This is a genomic window from Cupriavidus sp. C2SS-8b, from assembly GCF_057073745.1.
This window is the reverse complement of record NZ_CP172716.1, coordinates 2,385,868-2,403,931: the sequence shown is the minus strand read 5'-3', so window position 1 is coordinate 2,403,931 and position 18,064 is coordinate 2,385,868. Positions and strand designations below refer to the sequence as shown.

Below are 18,064 nucleotides of genomic sequence, written 5' to 3'. Positions count from 1 at the left end.
TTTTTTGCTCAGCCGGATACTAAGTCGTCAAGGCGGAACTGCGCAATGCGATGGATCTGGTTGATGCAAGTTTGCAACTCCACGTCGGGCGTGTTGTCGATGCGGCGGGCAAACTCGTTGATGATGCCGGCGCGGTCATAGCCGCGCACGGCCAGGATGAACGGGAAGCCGAACTTCTGGTTGTAGTTGGCGTTGAGCGACTGCAGGCGCTCGAATTCTTCGGGCGTGCACAGGTTCAGGCCCGCGCCGCTCTGCTCGCGCGTGGACTCGGCCGTCAGCTCGCCGCGCACCGCGGCTTTGCCGGCGAGTTCCGGGTGGGCGCGCACCAGCTTGACCTGCGCATCAGTGCCGGCCTCGTCGACTGCCTTGCGCAGTGCGCCGGCCAGCTCCGCCACGTTCGCGAACGGGCGCTGCGCCGCGGCGGTCTCGGCGAACCACGGTGAGTGTTCATACAGGCCGCCCAGCACCGACACGAATTCGGCGGTGGGCATGGCGTTGAGTTGGGCGATGGAGTATGTCTGGCTCATGCTTTGTTGTGGGGAGTGTAGGGGTGGGTCTCGACCCAGTGGCGGGCGATATCGACACGCCGGCAGATCCACACCTTGTCGTGGCCCTGCACATAGTCGAGGAAGCGCTGCAGCGCGCGGAAGCGGCCCGGCCGGCCGAGCAGGCGGCAATGCATGCCGATCGACAGCATCTTCGGCTGGTCCAGCCCGCTGGGGTCGCCTTCGTCGTACAGCACGTCGAACGAATCCTTCAGGTACTGGAAGAACTGTTCGCCCGTATTGAAGCCTTGCGGCGTGGCGAAGCGCATGTCGTTGGAGTCGAGCGTGTACGGCACCACCAGGTGCGGCTTGGTCTCGCCGCCGGTGACTTCCACTTCGGTCCAGAACGGCAGGTCGTCGCCGTAGTAGTCCGAGTCGTAAAGCAGGCCGCCGTGCTCCACCACCAGGCGGCGCGTGTTGGGGCTGTCGCGGCCGGTGTACCAGCCAAGCGGCATCGAGCCTGTCAGTTCCCTGATGATCTCCATGCCGATGCGCATGTGCTCGCGCTCGGTGGCTTCGTCGATGTTCTGGTAGTGGATCCAGCGCCAGCCGTGGCAGGCGATCTCGTGGCCCAGTTCGACAAACGCGCGCGTGAGTTCCGGGTGGCGCTGCAGCGCCATCGACACGCCGAAGATGGTCAGCGGCAGGCCGCGGCGCTCGAACTCGCGCAGGATGCGCCAGGCACCCGCGCGCGAGCCGTATTCGTAGATGCCCTCCATGCTCATATGGCGGTCGGAGTAGGCCGCGGCGCCGACGATTTCGGAGAGGAACTGCTCCGACGCGGCATCGCCGTGCAGGACGCAGTTCTCGCCGCCCTCTTCATAGTTGAGGACGAACTGCAGGGCGACGCGCGCGCCGCCGGGCCAGCGGGCGTGCGGCGGCCGGGCGCCGTAGCCGATGAGATCGCGAGGATAGTTCTGCTTGGTCATGGTTTGTTTCTGCTTCAGGGAACCGGCCGGCCTTCCTTGCGGAGGGGCGGCCTGGGACCGCGGTCCCGGTTGCTGCAATTACTCCGTGCCGTGCGAGTTCGCGGCGGCGTTGCGCATGGCTTCTTCGCGCGACTGGATGCCGTTGTAGAAGAGGTTCAGCGCAACGGCCACGATGGTGCCGAGCACGATCCCGCTGTGGGTGAACGGCACCGTCCACTTCGGCAGGTACTGGAAGAACGTCGGCGCCAGGGTCGGGATCATGCCGAAGCCGATCGCGATGGCGACGATGAACAGGTTGTGGCGGTTGCGGTTGAAATCGCAGCTGCCCAGGATGCGGATGCCGGTCGCGGCCACCATGCCGAACATCACGATGCCGGCGCCGCCGAGCACGAACTGCGGCACCGATGCCACCACGTGGGCCATCTTCGGGAACAGGCCGAATGCGATCAGGATGATGCCGCCGGCCGCCGCCACGTAGCGCGAGCGCACGCCGGTGACGGTCACCAGGCCGACGTTCTGCGAGAACGAGGTGTACGGGAAGGTGTTGAACAGGCCGCCAATCACCGTGCCCAGCCCATCGGCGCGCAGGCCGCGGGTCAGGTCTTCGTTGCTGAGCTTCTTGCCGGTGATGTCCGACAGCGCCAGGAACATGCCGGTCGATTCCACCAGCGTGATCAGCATGACGATGCACATCGACAGGATCGCGCTGATTTCAAAGGTCGGGATGCCGAAGTGCAGCGGCGTGATGACAGCGACGAAGCTCGCTTCGTTCAGGCCTTCGAACGACACCTTGCCCATGGCCATGGCCACGAACGTGCCGGCGATGATGCCGAGCAGCACCGCGCAGTTGGCCACCAGGCCGCGGCCGAACTTGGTCAGCAGCAGGATGATTGCGAGCGTGAGCCCGGCGATGCCGAGGCTGGTCAGGTCACCGTAGGCGAGATTGGGGACTTCCTTGACCACGCCGTCGATTACGGCGCGCGTGGTGGGCTGGCCGCCGGCTGCCCAGTTGATGCCCACGCGCATCAGCGACACGCCGATTAGCGTGATCACCGTGCCGGTCACCACAGGCGGGAACAGGCCGAGCATGCGGCCCATCATGGGCGCAATCAGGATGCCGAACACCCCCGAGGCAATCACCGCGCCGTAGATGCCGAGCAGGCCGATGTTGGGATCGGTGCCGATGGCGATCATCGGTGCCACCGAGGCGAAGGTCACGCCCATCATCACGGGCAGGCGGATGCCGAACTTCCAGAAGCCGAACGCCTGGATCAACGTGGCCAGGCCCGCGGCGAACAGGTCGGCATTGATCAGGAAAGCGAGCTGGTCCTTGGGCAGCTTCAGGGCGCCCCCGACGATCAGGGGAACGGCGACGGTGCCGGCATACATCACCAGCACATGCTGCAGCCCGAGCGCGAGCAGGCGCCCGGAGGGCAGACGCTCGTTGGTCAGGTCCGTGGGGACCGTGGTGCTTGCGGAAGTCATTGATGCGTCTCCTCTCCTTGGGTTTGATGGGAACACCGGCGTCCAAGGCCTCCTTTATGGAACAGCGCTTCCGCCGCGTCCTTCAGGACGCTGTCATGGATGGCGCAGCCAGGCCTCGTTCGGCGTGATGCCGGCGGGAACACCGTGCTAGGTGGAGCGGCCCAGCACGCTGCGAAGATCGAAGGCGCCCGGATCGTCGGGCTGTACGCGGTCGGCGCAGGCGCCGAGGTGGTGCGCCATGCGCGACTGGGCCAGCGCGGCATCGCCCTGTTCCAGTGCGTCGAGGATTTCCTCGTGCTCGTCGAACGAGCACGCGTTGTTGCCGGGCGCTTCGACGCTGGCGATCATCAGCGTGGTGCGCGACACCAGCCGGCGCATCATGTTGACCAGCAACGCGTTGCCGGACAGCTCGGCCAGCGCGGTGTGGAACTCGGCCGACAGGCGGATCCAGGTGGGGCGGTCATGCGTGAGGAAAGCCTGGCGCTCGCTGGCCACCATCTTGCGCAGCGGCGCGATCACGGTCTTCACATCAGGCATGGCGGCGAGCTTTTCGAGCACGGCGCGTTCCATCATCTGGCGCAGCTCGAACATGTCGTGCGCCTCGTCGGTGGACGGGCTGGCGATAAAGGCGCCGCGGTTGGGTTCCAGGTCGACCATGCCGTCGGTCGCCAGGTGCGACAGCACCTTGCGGACGGTGTGCCGCGCCGTGGCATAGATCTCGCAAAGCGAATGCTCGGTCAGCTTGGTGCGCGGCGGCAGCCGGTGCTCCATGATGGCGTCATAGATCTCGTGGTACATGCGCTCCTCGACCGAACCCTTGCGTGCGGGCTTCTCGGATTTCTGTTCGGTCAGGGCGGCGTCGGCGACACCGGCAATCAGCTTCAGGCTCTTGGACATCTTGGCACCAAGCGGTAGGACGGAAACAGCGGGCTGCGGCCCCCTGCGGGACCACCGTCTGCGGTGCCGGAAATCCCGGCTGTCAGCAAGCGGCGATCCGAAAATTGTTGACAATTATTTGGTTAAGCCTTCAATATTGTCAACAAAACCGAATCAGGTTTTCGACAACTAAGGGTTAGTCCCCAGTTGTCAACCGGGTAGGGGCAGGCGCATTGTCGCCACGCACCACCCAGCGCCGGGATGCGTTACATGACGTACCGAGCGGGCACCATACCCTACATATGGTGCTAGTGAAGGCAGCGGCGCCCCTCACAACCCAATCGCACAAGGACCAATACGATGGGACGCTTGACCACCCACGTTCTCGACACCGCCGCCGGCACCCCGGGGCAGGGCATGTCGATTACTCTCCATAAAATTGTCGACAATCGCCGCGAAACGCTGAAGACCGTGGTGACCAACCACGACGGCCGTTGCGACCAGCCGCTGCTGGAAGGCGCCGATCTGGCCGTCGGCGAGTACGAGCTGGAATTCGCCGCCGGCGATTACTTCCGTGCGCAAGGCGTGAAGCTGCCCGAGCCTGCGTTCCTGAACGTGGTGCCACTGCGGTTCGGCATTGCCGATACCAACGCGCACTACCATGTGCCGCTCCTGGTTTCGCCGTGGTCGTACTCGACCTACCGCGGCAGCTGAACCGGTGGTCTAGGGAAACAGGAGACAAGACATGGAAGGCTATATCCTCGACTGGGCCAATATGCTGTTGCGGTGGGTGCACGTCATCACCGCCATTGCATGGATCGGTTCCTCGTTCTATTTCGTCTGGCTGGACAACAGTCTCACCAAGCCGCTCGCCACCGACCTGAAGGACAAGGGCGTGGATGGCGAGTTGTGGGCCGTGCACGGCGGCGGTTTCTACAACCCGCAGAAATACCTGACCGCACCGAAGTCCCTGCCCGAGAACCTGCACTGGTTCTACTGGGAGTCGTATTCGACCTGGATGAGCGGCTTCGCGCTGCTGGTGGTGCTGTACCTGTTCAACGCCAGCACGTTCCTGATCGACAAGAACGTGTTCGACATGTCGCCTGGCGCGGCGGTCGGCTTTGCGGTGTCGTACCTGCTGATCGGCTGGATCGTCTATGACAGCATCTGCCGCCTGTTCGGCAAGAACGATCGTCTCGTCGGCATCCTGGTGGCGGTCTACATCATGGCCGCGGCCTTCGTCGCCTGCCACATCTTCTCGGGCCGCGCGGCGTTCCTGCTGACCGGCGCGATGGTCGCGACGATCATGAGCGCGAACGTGCTGGTGTGGATCATCCCGGGGCAGCGCAAGGTGGTGGCGGCACTGAAGGCCGGGCAGCCGGTGGACCCGATCCACGGCAAGCGCGGCAAGCAGCGCAGCGTGCACAACACCTACTTCACGCTGCCGGTGCTGTTCGCCATGCTGTCGAACCACTACAGCATGACCTATGCCGCCAAGAACAACTGGCTGGTGCTGATCCTGATCATGCTGGCCGGTGTGCTGATCCGGCAGTTCTTTATCCTGAAGCACAAGGGCAAGATCAATGTGCTGTGGCCTGCGGCCGGCGTTGCCGCGCTCGGCGTGGTGGCCGTGCTGATTGCGCCGCAACCGCGTCCGGCGGTGGCCAGCGGTGGTGCCGATGCGGCTGCGACGGCGGTGAGCTTCACCAAGGTCCAGGAAGTTATCAATACGCGTTGCGTGCAGTGCCACGCCGAAGCGCCGAAGATGATGCCTACGGCGGCCAAGGGCATCAAGCTCGACACCGCCGACGAAATCAAGGCGCACGCACAGCTGATCTACCAGCAGGCCGTCCAGCAGAAGGCCATGCCGCTAGGGAATGTGACGCAGATTACGGACGACGAACGGGCGCTGTTGGGACAGTGGTTTGAAGGCGGTGCCAAGACGACCAACTGATTGATATCCAGCATGAGGGCTCGCCGGCGAGCGGGCCCATGAACACTGAGCATCGGTGATCGACGGTTCGGAGGTCGCGCAGTCTGGCGGCCGGCAGTACCGGACCGGCGAGGGTTTAGACGGGGCTTCGGCTCCGTTTTTTTTGGTTCTTCGCCGATCTGCGTGACCGTATAGAAACAAAAAGGGCCAACGCGCCCACCACTGTTATCTTGGAGTTGCGACACAACAAGAATCAGGAAGGTGGAGGTTGGCCCTGCGCGATTGTATGGCCCAGCTCGGCTGCTGGGAAGGCTATCGCCTGCGCGATAGCTGGGAAGAGACCCGTAATGGGCAACGTATTTGCCTCATCCGGCTGGAACCTAAGGGGCGCCGGAGGCGGTGCTGCGATGGCTGTGGTCGAGGCGTTAGCAGTATCCACGATCGGGTAGAGCGACGCGTGCGGGATCTGCCTATGTTCGAGACTCCGGTGGAGTTGGTCGTGCCGCGACTTCGTCTAGCTTGCCGGCAATGTGGCCCGAAGCTGGAACGCCTGGACTGGCTCGCACCCTATGCGCGGGTGACAACGCGGCTAGCCGCCAGCGTAGCGCGACTGTGCAAGGTCATGTCGTTGCGCCATGTCGCTGCCTTCTATCAATTGGCCTGGACTACGGTCAAGCGCATCGACCTGCGTCATCTGGAACGGGAACTGGGGCCGGTCGACCTGAAAGGCGTCACCGTGATCGCGATGGACGAGTTTGCTATCCAGAAGGGCCATCGCTATGCCACGGTCATCGTTGAGCCGTCGAGCAAGCGGGTACTCTGGGTTGGGCGCGGACGCTCGCGAGAGGAAATCCGACCCTTCTTCGAGCTACTTGGCCCCGAAGGCTGCGCCAAGATTCGCGCCGCAGTGATGGACATGAATACCGCCTACGACCTTGAAGTGCAGATGCATTGCCCGCACGCACAGGTCGTCTATGACCTGTTCCATGTGGTGGCCAAGTACGGCCGTGAAGTCATCGATCGCGTTAGGGTGGATGAGGCCAATCGGCTACGCGGCGACAAGGCGGCCCGTAAGGTGGTGAAGTCTTCTCGCTGGTTGCTGTTGCGCAACCGCGAGAACGTTACCCGTGAGGCCGATCAGATCCGGCTTGATGAAATACTGGCGGCCAACCAAGCGCTGATGACCGTCTACGTGCTCAAGGACGATCTCAAGACACTTTGGACATACCGGCATCCCGGCTACGCCCGGCGCTTCTGGCAAGGGTGGTACGAGCGCGCCATGGCCAGCGGCATCGCACCTCTTTGCCTGTTCGCCAAACGCCTCAAGCCTTACCTGCCAGGCATCCTGGCTCATAGCCGCTGGCCGTTGGGAACCAATCTGGTGGAGGGCATCAATAACCGGATCAAGGTCATCAAACGGATGGCCTATGGCTTCCGTGATGACCATTACTTCTTCCTGAAGATCCGGGCGGCCTTCCCCGGAAATCGGTGAAGAACCTTTTTTTTTGGGTTCTTCAGTGAATGATGGGGGTGTTGTGCTTGGCATGCGCGGCTGTTTCGCAGGCGTAGCCTGCGAGTCACTTTTTGTCCGAGCGACAAAAAGTAACCAAAAAACGCGTTTGCTTGTCCTAGCGGACGAATATTGATCGTAGCGTGCGAAGAATTTCGTACGGGTACCCGCTTCAGAGCGTGCCCCGCTGCCTGCCGCGTGGAGCGCATCCGTTTGCAGGCTCTCCAACAATGATTGAACCAGCCCCGAACCTGTCCGTGGCCCGACACTGCCACCGTTATCGCATCATCGCCTTCGGCTGCTGCGCGGCGCACAAGTCGGTTAGTTAGGGGCATCACCGGCGCTGACGCCGGTGCTTCCGTTTCTTTCTTCCCTCGGTTTTTGCTTAGTGCGCGCAGCGCAGCCGTAGGCGTCCTACCGCTGGTGCGGTTAGCAGGAGCCACCAAGTAATCCGGGTTCGCTCATCCGACTAATTAGCGAAGAACCATAAAAAAACCGCTCCGAAGAGCGGCTCGCGTTCCAGCCGGGGCATCAGCCCATGGCAGGATCAGTCATCCAGCAACGACAGATCCCGCACCGCGCCCTTGTCCGCCGACATAACCAGCTTGGCATAGGCCTTGAGCGCTGCCGACACCTTGCGCGGACGCGCCTTGGCGGGCTTCCAGCCCTTGGCGTTCTGCTCTTCGCGGCGGCGTGCGAGCTCTTCGTCGGAGAGCAGCACGTCGATGGTGCGGTTCGGGATGTCGATGCGGATCCTGTCGCCGTCACGCACCAGACCGATCGCACCGCCGGCTGCCGCTTCCGGCGAGCAGTGACCGATCGACAGGCCCGAGGTGCCACCCGAGAAGCGGCCATCGGTCAGCAGCGCGCAAGCCTTGCCCAGGCCCTTGGACTTGATGTAGCTGGTCGGGTAGAGCATTTCCTGCATGCCGGGGCCGCCCTTCGGGCCTTCGTAGCGCACGATCACCACGTCGCCGGCCTTGACCTTGTCGTTGAGGACGTTCTCGACGGCCTCGTCCTGCGATTCCGTGACGTGGGCATTGCCTTCGAACACCAGGATGCTCTCGTCCACACCGGCGGTCTTCACCACGCAGCCGTCCACCGCGATATTGCCGCGCAGCACGGCCAGACCGCCTTCCTTCGAAAACGCATGCTCGTACGAGCGGATGCAACCCTCGGCGCGATCCAGGTCCAGGCTCGGCCAGCGCGTGTTCTGGCTGAACGCGACCTGCGTCGGGATGCCGGCCGGGCCAGCCATGTAGAACGTCCGGACAGCGTCGTCCTGCGTGCGGACGATGTCCCACTGGTTCAGCGCATCGCCGAGCGTCGGCGCATGCACGGTCGGCACATCGGTGTGCAGCTTGCCGGCACGCTCGAGTTCGCCCAGGATGGCCATGATGCCGCCCGCGCGGTGCACGTCCTCGATGTGGTACTTGTTGGTGTTCGGTGCGACCTTGCACAGCTGCGGCACGACGCGCGACAGGCGGTCGATGTCGTCCATCGAGAAATCGATGCCGGCTTCCTGCGCGATCGCCAGCAGGTGCAGGATGGTGTTGGTCGAGCCGCCCATGGCGATATCGAGCGTCATCGCGTTCTCGAAGGCCTTGAAGCCGACCGAGCGCGGCAGGATGCGCGCATCTTCCTGCTCGTAGTACTGGCGGGCCAGTTCGACGATGCGGCTGCCGGCGCGCTTGAACAGCTGCTCGCGGTCCGCGTGCGTGGCGACCACCGTGCCGTTGCCGGGCAGGGACAGGCCCAGCGCCTCGGTCAGGCAGTTCATCGAGTTGGCGGTGAACATGCCCGAGCATGAACCGCAGGTCGGGCAGGCGGAACGCTCCACCTCGGCCACGTCGGCGTCGGAATAGGCCGGATCGGCCGCGATCACCATGGCGTCGACGAGGTCGAGCTTCTTGAATTCGACGGCCTTGGTGACAGGGTTGGCCAGGCGCGTCTTGCCCGCTTCCATGGGGCCGCCCGACACGAAGATCACCGGGATGTTCAGGCGCATCGCGGCCATCAGCATGCCCGGGGTGATCTTGTCGCAGTTCGAGATGCACACCATGGCGTCGGCGCAGTGCGCGTTGACCATGTACTCGACCGAGTCGGCGATGATGTCGCGGCTCGGCAGTGAATACAGCATGCCGTCGTGGCCCATGGCGATGCCGTCATCGACTGCAATCGTGTTGAATTCCTTGGCCACGCCGCCGGCGGCCTCGATCTCGCGCGCGACCAGCTGGCCCAGGTCCTTCAGGTGGACGTGGCCGGGCACGAACTGGGTGAACGAGTTCACCACCGCGATGATCGGCTTGTTGAAGTCGTCGTCTTTCATGCCGGTGGCGCGCCACAGGGAGCGGGCCCCAGCCATGTTGCGGCCGGCGGTGGAAGTCTTGGAACGGTATGCGGGCATTGTGGGGTCGTGGAATCTAAATCGCAGAAAGGATGCGGGGCCACGGGAATAGGGACCCCTCGCGCGCCCGTGCGAACAACCTCTTGAGCTGCGCCCTGGGCAGAACCCGTGATTATCCCACACCGCCGGCTGCGCGTAGCCGGCGGGGCCGGTGTCGCGCGCAGCCGCATGCAGGGAGTCAGCCGCCGATATTCAGCAGCGCCAGCACGCCCAGCACCAGGAAGATGCAGGCGGCAATCTTGTGCACCAGGCCGATCGGCATCTTGTTGGCGAACTTGTCGCCGAGCAGCACGGCCGGCGCATTGGCCAGCATCATGCCGAACGTGGTGCCGGCCACCACGGACAGCACCGCGCCGTTGAAACGGGCCGCCAGCGCGATCGTGGCGATCTGGGTCTTGTCGCCCATCTCGGCAAAGAAGAACGCGACGATGGTGGCGAGCAGGATGCCGAGCGTGCCTTTCACCGGCTTGGCGTTTTCTTCGTCGTCGAACTTGTCAGGGATCAGCATCCAGCCGGCCATGGCGATGAAGCCCAGGCCCAAAATCCAGCGCAGCAGCGTTTCGCCGAGCACGTGGGTGATCCAGCCGCCCAGCGCCCCGGCAAAGCCGTGGTTGACCAGCGTGGCGATCAGGATGCCAAGGATGATGGGGAGCGGCTTGCGGTAGCGCGCGGCCAGGACGAGCGAGAGCAACTGCGTCTTGTCGCCCATTTCAGCGAGCGCGACGATGCCTGTGGAGACGAGGAAGGCTTCCATGTTGTTATGTGAGTAACCGGGCCGCAATGCATCGCGAGATGCCAATGACACACACCTTTCCCGGCCCGGCCAGAAAGGTGAGGTCATCGGTCTCGCCAGGCTTTGGATCGGGCTGGGCCATCCATACGGATACGGCCAGCCAGTCCGGAGCTGCGCACGCCATAACCGCAAGCGGTCAAGTCTGTTGACGTACGCCCCTGTCTTCCGGGTGCCGCATTGCGCGGCGCGGTGAGATCAGGGCGGCTACTCCCCAATGGAAGCCGCGATTATAGCGGCGACGGCGGTGAGCGTCCACCGCCGGAAAAATGTGCCCTGTCAGGCGGGAACCGGCGACTGCTCGCTGGTGCGGCGGCCGCGGAAATCGGTCCAGCACAGGGCCTTGAAGTCGTACAGCTTGCAGCGGCGCGCGGTCCGGAAGTACCAGCGCCACGAGAAGTTCTCGATGATGATACGGCCCGGCAGCGCATGTTCGAGCAACGCCTGGGCGCGCTTCAGGCGGTACAGCGGCACGCTCATGTCCACGTGGTGCGCGGTGTGTTCCATGATGTGGTGCAGCGCCGCACCGATGCCGTGGCGGAAACGCAGGTGCACGGTGGTCGAGACAAAGGGCTGGGCCTTGGCCCACATGGCCTTGGTGTCGTACCACGCCACGCTGGTGTGGGTGTGGTGCACGTACAGCACGAAGCCGACTGTCAGGTTCCAGACCAGGAAAGGCAGGACGAAACCAGCGCCGACCATCATCCAGGCTGATTGATCCGTGGCCAGTGCGGCCCACACCAGCGCGCCGATCCACGCGGCGCCGAAGACGGCCACGAGCGTGCAGTCGGCCATGAAAATCGGCCGGCGCGTTGCCATCTGGCGCTTGCTCGGGAAGAACAGCTTGAACCACCAGATCTCGATCAGGTAATACAGCCCGGCGCCGAAGCCGTTGCGGTAGATGCGCTCCATCATGCGGCGCCAGCGCGGCAGCGCCTGAAATTCCTCAAGCGAATACGGCGCCCAGACGAAGTCGAAGCCCTTCAGGTTGGTGTAGCCGTGGTGCACGACGTTGTGGCCGACTTCCCACAGGCTGTAAGGCGTGAGCGACGGCAGGAAGGTCAGCCGGCCCAGCCACTTGTTCAGGCCGCGGCGCGGCGTCAGGCTCTGGTGGCAGGCGTCATGGCCGATGATGAACAGCCGCGCGATGATCAGCCCGGCCAGTACGCCCAGGCCCAGCTTGGCGGCCCAGTGCGGCGCCAGCACGATGCCGGCCAGCGTGGCAGCGAACAGCAGGTAATCAAAGGCAAACAGCATCAGCGCGCGCGGCGTGCTGCGCTGGCCCAGCGGAATCAGCCAGCCGCGAATGATCTTGCGCGACGGCAGCGGTTGGTCCGGAGCAATCGGATCGGGAAACGGCCGGTCTTTGGCGGCCGGTGCTTCAAACGTTACCTCGGGATGCGTGGCAGCGGTGGGGGTCATGTAAACCTTCAGGTTGCAGGCGTTGCTGAAGGCCTGGTATGGCCGGCAACGGAACCATAAAGGTTAGAGGGGTTCGCCGGTCCGAGTCTTGATCACCGTCAATTCGTGCCGGAGCGGTCCCGGGTAATGGCGACCTTCGGCCGCGTCATGTGGCCGAAGGTCGGTCAGTCATCACATGACCGGCGTCTGTACTGCCTCGCCCATCACATAGACGCTGTCGATCACACGGTCGTCGCCGAGCATGGCGAAGGCGAACAGCTGCTCTTCCAGCGTCTCGGAACGGCCGCTGCGGCGCGCGATCAGCGGCGTCGCCTGCGGATCCAGCACGATGAAGTCGGCTTCGCAGCCCTCGCTGAAGCTGCCGATGCGGTCGGACCAGCCGAGCGCCTCGGCCGCGGCGCGCGTGGCCAGGTAGAACATGCGCAGCGCCGTCAGATGGTAGCCGCCCATGCGCGCGACCTTGTGCGCGGCGTTCATGGTGCGGAACATCGAGAACGAGGTGCCGCCGCCCACGTCGGTGGCCAGCGTCACGTTCAGGCGGTTGGCGTCGGACTGGTGGAAGTCGTAGAAGCCGCTGCCGAGGAACAGGTTCGATGTCGGGCAGTGCGCGACCGCGGCGCCGCTGTCGGCCAGGCGCCGGCGGTCATCCTGGTCCAGGTAGATCGCGTGGCCGTAGAACGCGCCCGGGCGCAGCAGGCCATAGCGGTCGTACACGTCCAGGTAGCTGCGCGCGTCGGGGAACAGCTCGGCCACCCATTTCACCTCGTCGCGGTTCTCGGCCACGTGCGTCTGGATGAACGCGTCAGGGTAGGCCTTGGCCAGTTCGCCGCAGGCCGCAAGTTGCGCTTCGGTCGACGTCGGCGCGAAACGCGGCGTGATGGCGTAGGCCAGGCGGCCCTTGTTATGCCAGCGCGACATCAGGTCGGCCGAATCGCGCGCGCCGGTCTCGGCGGTGTCGCGCAGGAAATCGGGGCAGTTGCGGTCCATCATCACCTTGCCGGTGATCATGCGCAGGTTGCGCTGCTCGCTCTCGGCAAACAGCGCCTCGGCCGAAGCCTTGTGCACCGTGCTCCAGACCACGGCGCTGGTGGTGCCGTTGCGCAGCAGCTCGTCCGTGAAGAAGCCGGCCACCGCGCGCGCGTATTCGGGCTCGGCAAAGCGGCGTTCCTCGGGGAAGGTGTAGGTGTCGAGCCAGTGCAGCAGCCCGGGCGACGGCGACGCGATGATGTCGGTCTGCGGGTAGTGCACGTGCGTGTCGATAAAGCCCGGCACGATCAGCTTGCCGCGGTGGTCCACGACCTCTGCACCCGCCGGGATGCGCGAGGCCAATGCCTTGTAGTCGCCGGCTGCGACGATGCGGCCGACGGTGACGATCAGCAGACCATCTTCCCAATACTGATAGGCGTCCTCGTGGAATTGCGGGTCGTGCAGGAAATGCAGCACGCGGCCGCGGATCGCGCGGGTAATGGACGGGGTCGGGGGAGTGGTCGTCATGGTCTGTCTCTCGGGACCGGCCTGCGCACGCGCAGGACCGGGCTATTGCTATGCGCCGCGCTCAGGCCGCTGGGACCGTGGCGGGCGGGGACGTCGGCGTGGCCGACCAGAAGTGGTCGACCTCCGCCAGGAACTCGGCCTTCTGCATCGGAGGCAGGAAGGCCGCTTCAAAACTATTGCGCGCGAGCTGGTGCGCATCGGCCGCATCGAGCGGCAGCGCTTCGAACGTGGCTTCCCAGTTGGCGTTCATGTAGCCGCCGAAGTAGGCCGGATCGTCCGAATGCAGCGTGACCATGACGCCGGCATCGAGCATGCGCTTGAGCGGATGCTCGCGCAGGTCCGGATGCACCTTCAGCTTCTGGTTCGACAGCGGGCACACCGTCAGCGCCACGCGCTCGCGCGCCAGGCGCTCGATCAGCGCGGCATCGTCGATCGAACGCACGCCGTGGTCGATGCGCTCCACCTTGAGGATGTCCAGCGCGTCGATGACATATTGCGCGGGGCCTTCCTCGCCGGCGTGGGCCACCAGTCGCAGGCCGAGTTCACGGGCACGCGCGAACACGCGCGCGAACTTCCCGGGCGGGTTGCCCTGCTCCGACGAATCGAGCCCGACGCCGACAAAGCGGTCGCGGTAGGGCATCGCGGCTTCCAGCGTCGCGAACGCGTCTTCCTCGGACAGGTGCCGCAGGAAGCAGAGAATCAGGCTGCTCGAGAAATCGTATTCGGTACGCGCCTGGGCCAGTGCGTCGGCGATGCCGTCGATCACGGTGCCGATCGGCACGCCGCGCGCGGTGTGGGTCTGCGGATCGAAGAAAATCTCGGCGTGGCGGACATTGTCGGCGACGGCGCGCTTGACGTAGTCCATCGTCATGTCGAAGAAATCTTCTTCCGTCAGCAGCACGCTGGCGCCGGCGTAGTAGATATCCAGGAACGATTGCAGGTCGGTGAACGCGTACGCCGCGCGCAGGGCCTCGACGGTCGGGTAGGGCAGGCTCACCTGGTTGCGCTGGGCCAGCCGGAAGATCAGCTCGGGTTCGAGCGTGCCTTCGATATGCACGTGCAGTTCAGCCTTGGGAGTACGGCGGATCTTGTCCGCCAGCGCGGCATCGATGGTCATGTGGGGCCTCGGTCTTATGGTTACGGATGCACCGTCTCCCCGTGGCTCGCATGCAGCGCGGCGAGACGCTGGTCGCGGACCTGCAGCAACTGGGCGACGATGGCTACCGCAATCATAGCCGGTGCCTTGTCGGTGATCCCCGATACGCCCATCGGGCATGTCATTTCGGGGAAGCGGGCCGGGTCGACACCGTAGTCCGCAAGCCGGTGCTCGAAGCGCGCGCGCTTGGTCTTGGAGCCGATCAGCCCGAAATACGCAAAGTCCGTGCGCCGGAAGATTTCCTCGCACAGGGTCTGGTCCAGCGCGTGGCTGTGCGTCATGACCAGGAAGTAGCTGCCCGCGGGCGCCTGCGCCACTACGGCTTCCGGCGTGTCGCTGGCCTCGGCCTCGACGTTGTCGGGCAGGCCGGCCGGGAACAGCGTGTCGCGCTCATCGACCCAGTGCACGCGGCACGGCAGGTTGGCCAGCACCTTGACCAGCGCATGGCCGACGTGGCCGGCGCCGAACAGGACGACGTGCATCTCGTCGGGGACCAGCGTGTCGGTCCAGGTGCCGTCGGCTTCGAGCGTGACCGACGGCACCGCCGCGCGGCATTCGGTGGCGGTTACGACACCCGATGCCGGAACCGTGCGTTGCAGTGATTTGCCCGCGGCGAAAGCGGCTTCAACCGCGTCCAGCCAGCGCAAGTCGTCCTTGCCGAGCACTTCGAAGCCCAGCTGCACCACGCCGCCGCAGCACTGGCCCAGCGCGGGCCCCAACGGAATGCGTTCGATGCGGCGCTGTTCCTTGCCATCGGCCAGCATGGCACGCGCGATATCCATGCCGCGCCATTCCAGGTGCCCGCCGCCGATGGTGCCGACCAGGTCGTTGGCGCTGACCAGCATGCGGATGCCCGGCTCGCGCGGCGCGGAGCCCTTGACTTCGACGATGGTGACCATCGCCACCGGCACGCCGGTGCGCACCATGCGCGCGGCGTCGGCGAAGCGGAAGGGTTTGAGCGGTGCGTCCTGCATGTCGGGGCCTTGGTGGTGACTGCCGGCTGGCGCCGGTCTCGTGGTCAATGCTGTGGTCGATGGTTTGCGTGCCAGCGGAGTGGCGCGCGCCTGCGCGGGCGGCCGGCCCCTTGCCCGCCCGAAAGCAGGCAAGGGGGGAAAGTCCGGCGGGCCCGGCAGGCGCGCGCGTCAGGCCGGCTGTGCAGCGCTTTCGCGCATGGCGTACACCGCATCTACGGCGTCCAGGATGGCTTCGCTGGTGGCCGGCGCGCGCAGCGGCGGGTTGACTTCATAGTCACCCAGGGCGGCGATCGCATCGCGGATCGCGAAGAACACCGAGAACGGCAGCAGCAGCGGCGGCTCGCCCACAGCCTTGGAGCGATGAATGCTGTCTTCCACGTTGCGGTTCTGGAACAGGCGCACGTTGAAATCTTCGGGGCAGTCGTTGATCGTCGGGATCTTGTAGGTGGACGGGGCGTGCGTCATCAGCTTGCCATCCTTGTTCCACCACAGTTCCTCGGTCGTCAGCCAGCCCATGCCCTGGATAAAGGCGCCTTCCACCTGGCCGATGTCGATGGCCGGGTTCAGCGATTGGCCCGCATCGTGCAGCGCGTCGGCGCGCAGCAGCTTCCATTCGCCGGTCAGCGTGTCCACCAGCACCTCGGAGCACGCCGCGCCGTAGGCGAAGTAATAGAACGGCCGGCCATTCAGCTTCTTCTGGTCCCAATGCAGCTTGGGCGTGGTGTAGAAACCGTCCGACCACAGCTGCACGCGCGCCACGTAGGCTTCGCGGGCCAGGTCGCCGAATGGCAGGCGCAGCTCGCCGGCCACGATCAGGTCATCGTTGAAGCGCACGCTCTCCGGCGTTACGCCAGCCTTGCGTGCGGCGAACTCGGCCAGGCGTTCGCGGATCTGGCGCGCGGCGTCCTGCGCGGCCTTGCCGTTCAGGTCGGCGCCGGTCGATGCCGCGGTGGCCGAGGTATTGGCCACCTTGCTGGTGTCGGTCGCGGTCACGCGCACGCGCTCCAGGCGGATGCCCAGTTCATGCGCCACCACCATTGCCACCTTGGTGTTCAGGCCCTGGCCCATTTCGGTGCCGCCATGGTTCACCAGCACCGAGCCGTCGTTGTACACGTGCACGAGCGCGCCGGCCTGGTTGTAGTGCGCCACGTTGAACGAGATGCCGAACTTCACCGGCGTGATCGCGATGCCCTTCTTCAGGACCGGGCTGGTGGCGTTGAACGCTCGCGTCGCTTCGCGGCGCGCACGGTATTCGCTCGTGACCATCAGTTCGTCGATCAGTTCATGGATGACGTTGTCCTCCACGGTCTGGCCGTACGGCGTGACATTGCGTTCGGTCTTGCCGTAGAAGTTGGCGCGGCGCACGTCCAGCGAATCCTTGCCGACATTGCGCGCCACGTTGTCGAGGATGTACTCGATCGCGAACGCGCCCTGCGGGCCGCCGAAACCGCGGAACGCGGTATTGCTCTGCGTGTTGGTCTTGCCGCAGTAGCCGTCGATCTGCACATTCGGCAGCCAGTAGGCGTTGTCGAAGTGGCAGATCGCGCGCGTCATCACAGGGCCCGACAGGTCGGCCGAGAATCCGGCGCGCGACACCATGTCGATCTTCACGCCTTCGATGCGGCCTTCCGTATCGTGGCCGACTTCGTAATCGAACACGAAGTCATGGCGCTTGCCGGTGATCATCATGTCGTCGTCGCGGTCCGGGCGCAGCTTGACCGGGCACAGCAGCTTCCAGGCCGCCAGCGCGGCGCAGCACGCGAACATCGCCGACTGCGATTCCTTGCCGCCGAAGCCGCCGCCCATGCGCCGGCATTCCACCAGCACCTGGTGCGCGTGCCAGCCCAGCATATGGGCCACGGCGTGCTGCATCTCGGTCGGGTGCTGGGTCGAGCACCAGACGTGCATGCCGTCGTTCTCGCGCGGCGCGGCGTAGGCGATCTGGCCTTCGAGGTAGAACTGCTCCTGCCCGCCCAGGCGGATATTGCCCGCATCGCGCTGTGGGGCGGCAGCGATATGGCGCTGCGGCTCGCCGCGCGTCAGGTGCATCGGCGGCAGCACGTAGCTGCCTGCCGCGTGTGCGGCCTCAGGCGACAGCACTGGCGGGAGGTCTTCGTATTCGATCACGCCCAGACGTGCGGCGCGGCGCGCTGCATCGTGCGACGTGGCCACCACCACGAAGATCGGCTGGCCAATGAACTGCACCACGTCGCGCACCAGGATGGGGTCGTCGTGGATGATCGGGCCGCAGTCATTGACGCCCGGAATGTCGTCCACGGTCAGCACATCCACGACGCCCGGCGCCGCGCGGACCTTGTCGAGCGAAATCGACTTGATGCGGGCATGGGCGCGGCTGCTCATGCCGAGCGCCGCGTGCAGCGTGCCGGCCAGCTCGGGAATGTCGTCGGTATAGGTGGCGGTGCCCGCCACGTGCAGGTGCGCCGATTCATGCGGACGCGAGATGCCGACCTGCGGCACGGTCTCGTCGGCCACGCTGGCGTCGAGCAGGAAGGGTTCGGTTTGCTTGTTCATGCCGATCTCTC

The 18,064-nt window shown here is 65.0% G+C and carries 14 protein-coding genes and 1 riboswitch; of the genes, 3 read left to right on the top strand and 11 right to left on the bottom strand.

Annotation, left to right across the window (positions count from 1 at the left end; genetic code table 11):
- Positions 1-8: 8 nt before the first annotated feature.
- From uraD to ACIGJB_RS11110, 4 genes are all read right to left on the bottom strand, one after another.
- Positions 9-527 carry a 2-oxo-4-hydroxy-4-carboxy-5-ureidoimidazoline decarboxylase gene (gene uraD, locus ACIGJB_RS11125; RefSeq protein WP_483729876.1) on the bottom strand — a complete coding sequence of 173 codons (519 nt, stop codon included), beginning with the start codon at positions 525-527 and terminating at the stop codon, positions 9-11.
- Positions 524-1,474: an allantoinase PuuE gene (puuE, locus tag ACIGJB_RS11120; protein ID WP_483729875.1), complete on the bottom strand. Its 951-nt coding sequence runs from the start codon at positions 1,472-1,474 to the stop codon at positions 524-526. The genes uraD and puuE overlap by 4 nt, the downstream gene beginning before the upstream one ends.
- A gap of 78 nt (positions 1,475-1,552) precedes the next feature.
- The gene (locus tag ACIGJB_RS11115; protein WP_483729874.1) at positions 1,553-2,959 is read right to left on the bottom strand and encodes a nucleobase:cation symporter-2 family protein; all 1,407 of its coding nucleotides are present in this window, start codon (positions 2,957-2,959) and stop codon (positions 1,553-1,555) included.
- Between the two features lie 147 nt (positions 2,960-3,106).
- On the bottom strand, positions 3,107-3,856 hold the full coding sequence (locus ACIGJB_RS11110) for a GntR family transcriptional regulator (protein ID WP_483729873.1): 750 nt from the start codon (positions 3,854-3,856) through the stop codon (positions 3,107-3,109).
- A gap of 339 nt (positions 3,857-4,195) precedes the next feature.
- Between ACIGJB_RS11110 and uraH the strand changes: the two genes are divergently transcribed.
- The 3 genes from uraH to ACIGJB_RS11095 all read left to right on the top strand — a co-directional run bounded on the left by uraH (position 4,196) and on the right by ACIGJB_RS11095 (position 7,260).
- Positions 4,196-4,549 carry a hydroxyisourate hydrolase gene (gene uraH / locus ACIGJB_RS11105; RefSeq protein ID WP_483710880.1) on the top strand — a complete coding sequence of 118 codons (354 nt, stop codon included), beginning with the start codon at positions 4,196-4,198 and terminating at the stop codon, positions 4,547-4,549.
- 31 nt (positions 4,550-4,580) lie between these two features.
- Positions 4,581-5,789: a urate hydroxylase PuuD gene (locus ACIGJB_RS11100; RefSeq protein WP_483729872.1), complete on the top strand. Its 1,209-nt coding sequence runs from the start codon at positions 4,581-4,583 to the stop codon at positions 5,787-5,789.
- A gap of 265 nt (positions 5,790-6,054) precedes the next feature.
- Entirely contained in the window at positions 6,055-7,260 is a 1,206-nt protein-coding gene (locus ACIGJB_RS11095; RefSeq protein WP_483729871.1) for an ISL3 family transposase, read from the top strand.
- A 565-nt stretch (positions 7,261-7,825) separates the two neighbouring features.
- On the opposite strand, the gene ilvD is transcribed toward ACIGJB_RS11095, so the two are convergent.
- The 7 genes from ilvD to xdhB all read right to left on the bottom strand — a co-directional run bounded on the left by ilvD (position 7,826) and on the right by xdhB (position 18,053).
- Positions 7,826-9,685, bottom strand: a complete 1,860-nt coding sequence (gene ilvD / locus ACIGJB_RS11090; protein ID WP_483729870.1) for a dihydroxy-acid dehydratase — start codon at positions 9,683-9,685, stop codon at positions 7,826-7,828.
- A 178-nt stretch (positions 9,686-9,863) separates the two neighbouring features.
- Positions 9,864-10,439, bottom strand: a complete 576-nt coding sequence (locus ACIGJB_RS11085) for a TMEM165/GDT1 family protein (RefSeq protein WP_483729869.1) — start codon at positions 10,437-10,439, stop codon at positions 9,864-9,866.
- A gap of 106 nt (positions 10,440-10,545) precedes the next feature.
- Positions 10,546-10,703, bottom strand: a riboswitch (yybP-ykoY riboswitch).
- A gap of 51 nt (positions 10,704-10,754) precedes the next feature.
- Positions 10,755-11,897 (bottom strand): fatty acid desaturase, encoded by a 1,143-nt coding sequence (locus ACIGJB_RS11080; RefSeq protein ID WP_483729868.1) that lies wholly within the window; start codon positions 11,895-11,897, stop codon positions 10,755-10,757.
- A 171-nt stretch (positions 11,898-12,068) separates the two neighbouring features.
- Entirely contained in the window at positions 12,069-13,391 is a 1,323-nt protein-coding gene (guaD, locus tag ACIGJB_RS11075) for a guanine deaminase (RefSeq protein ID WP_483729867.1), read from the bottom strand.
- 61 nt (positions 13,392-13,452) lie between these two features.
- Positions 13,453-14,508: an adenosine deaminase gene (locus ACIGJB_RS11070; RefSeq protein WP_483729866.1), complete on the bottom strand. Its 1,056-nt coding sequence runs from the start codon at positions 14,506-14,508 to the stop codon at positions 13,453-13,455.
- A gap of 20 nt (positions 14,509-14,528) precedes the next feature.
- On the bottom strand, positions 14,529-15,521 hold the full coding sequence (xdhC, locus tag ACIGJB_RS11065) for a xanthine dehydrogenase accessory protein XdhC (protein WP_483729865.1): 993 nt from the start codon (positions 15,519-15,521) through the stop codon (positions 14,529-14,531).
- 168 nt (positions 15,522-15,689) lie between these two features.
- Complete coding sequence (xdhB, locus tag ACIGJB_RS11060) at positions 15,690-18,053, bottom strand: xanthine dehydrogenase molybdopterin binding subunit (protein ID WP_483729864.1); 2,364 nt, start codon at positions 18,051-18,053, stop codon at positions 15,690-15,692.
- Positions 18,054-18,064 lie beyond the last annotated feature (11 nt).

Excerpts from the sequence above, each read along its gene's own strand:
- ACIGJB_RS11115 (WP_483729874.1), bottom strand. The coding sequence starts at position 2,959 with ATGACTTCCGCAAGCACCACGGTCCCCACGGACCTGACCAACGAGCGT.
- guaD (WP_483729867.1), bottom strand. The coding sequence starts at position 13,391 with ATGACGACCACTCCCCCGACCCCGTCCATTACCCGCGCGATCCGCGGC.
- ACIGJB_RS11085 (WP_483729869.1), bottom strand. The coding sequence starts at position 10,439 with ATGGAAGCCTTCCTCGTCTCCACAGGCATCGTCGCGCTCGCTGAAATG.
- xdhB (WP_483729864.1), bottom strand. The coding sequence starts at position 18,053 with ATGAACAAGCAAACCGAACCCTTCCTGCTCGACGCCAGCGTGGCCGAC.
- ACIGJB_RS11070 (WP_483729866.1), bottom strand. The coding sequence starts at position 14,508 with ATGACCATCGATGCCGCGCTGGCGGACAAGATCCGCCGTACTCCCAAG.
- ACIGJB_RS11080 (WP_483729868.1), bottom strand. The coding sequence starts at position 11,897 with ATGACCCCCACCGCTGCCACGCATCCCGAGGTAACGTTTGAAGCACCG.
- uraD (WP_483729876.1), bottom strand. The coding sequence starts at position 527 with ATGAGCCAGACATACTCCATCGCCCAACTCAACGCCATGCCCACCGCC.
- uraH (WP_483710880.1), top strand. The coding sequence starts at position 4,196 with ATGGGACGCTTGACCACCCACGTTCTCGACACCGCCGCCGGCACCCCG.
- ACIGJB_RS11100 (WP_483729872.1), top strand. The coding sequence starts at position 4,581 with ATGGAAGGCTATATCCTCGACTGGGCCAATATGCTGTTGCGGTGGGTG.
- ACIGJB_RS11110 (WP_483729873.1), bottom strand. The coding sequence starts at position 3,856 with ATGTCCAAGAGCCTGAAGCTGATTGCCGGTGTCGCCGACGCCGCCCTG.
- puuE (WP_483729875.1), bottom strand. The coding sequence starts at position 1,474 with ATGACCAAGCAGAACTATCCTCGCGATCTCATCGGCTACGGCGCCCGG.
- xdhC (WP_483729865.1), bottom strand. The coding sequence starts at position 15,521 with ATGCAGGACGCACCGCTCAAACCCTTCCGCTTCGCCGACGCCGCGCGC.
- ilvD (WP_483729870.1), bottom strand. The coding sequence starts at position 9,685 with ATGCCCGCATACCGTTCCAAGACTTCCACCGCCGGCCGCAACATGGCT.
- ACIGJB_RS11095 (WP_483729871.1), top strand. The coding sequence starts at position 6,055 with ATGGCCCAGCTCGGCTGCTGGGAAGGCTATCGCCTGCGCGATAGCTGG.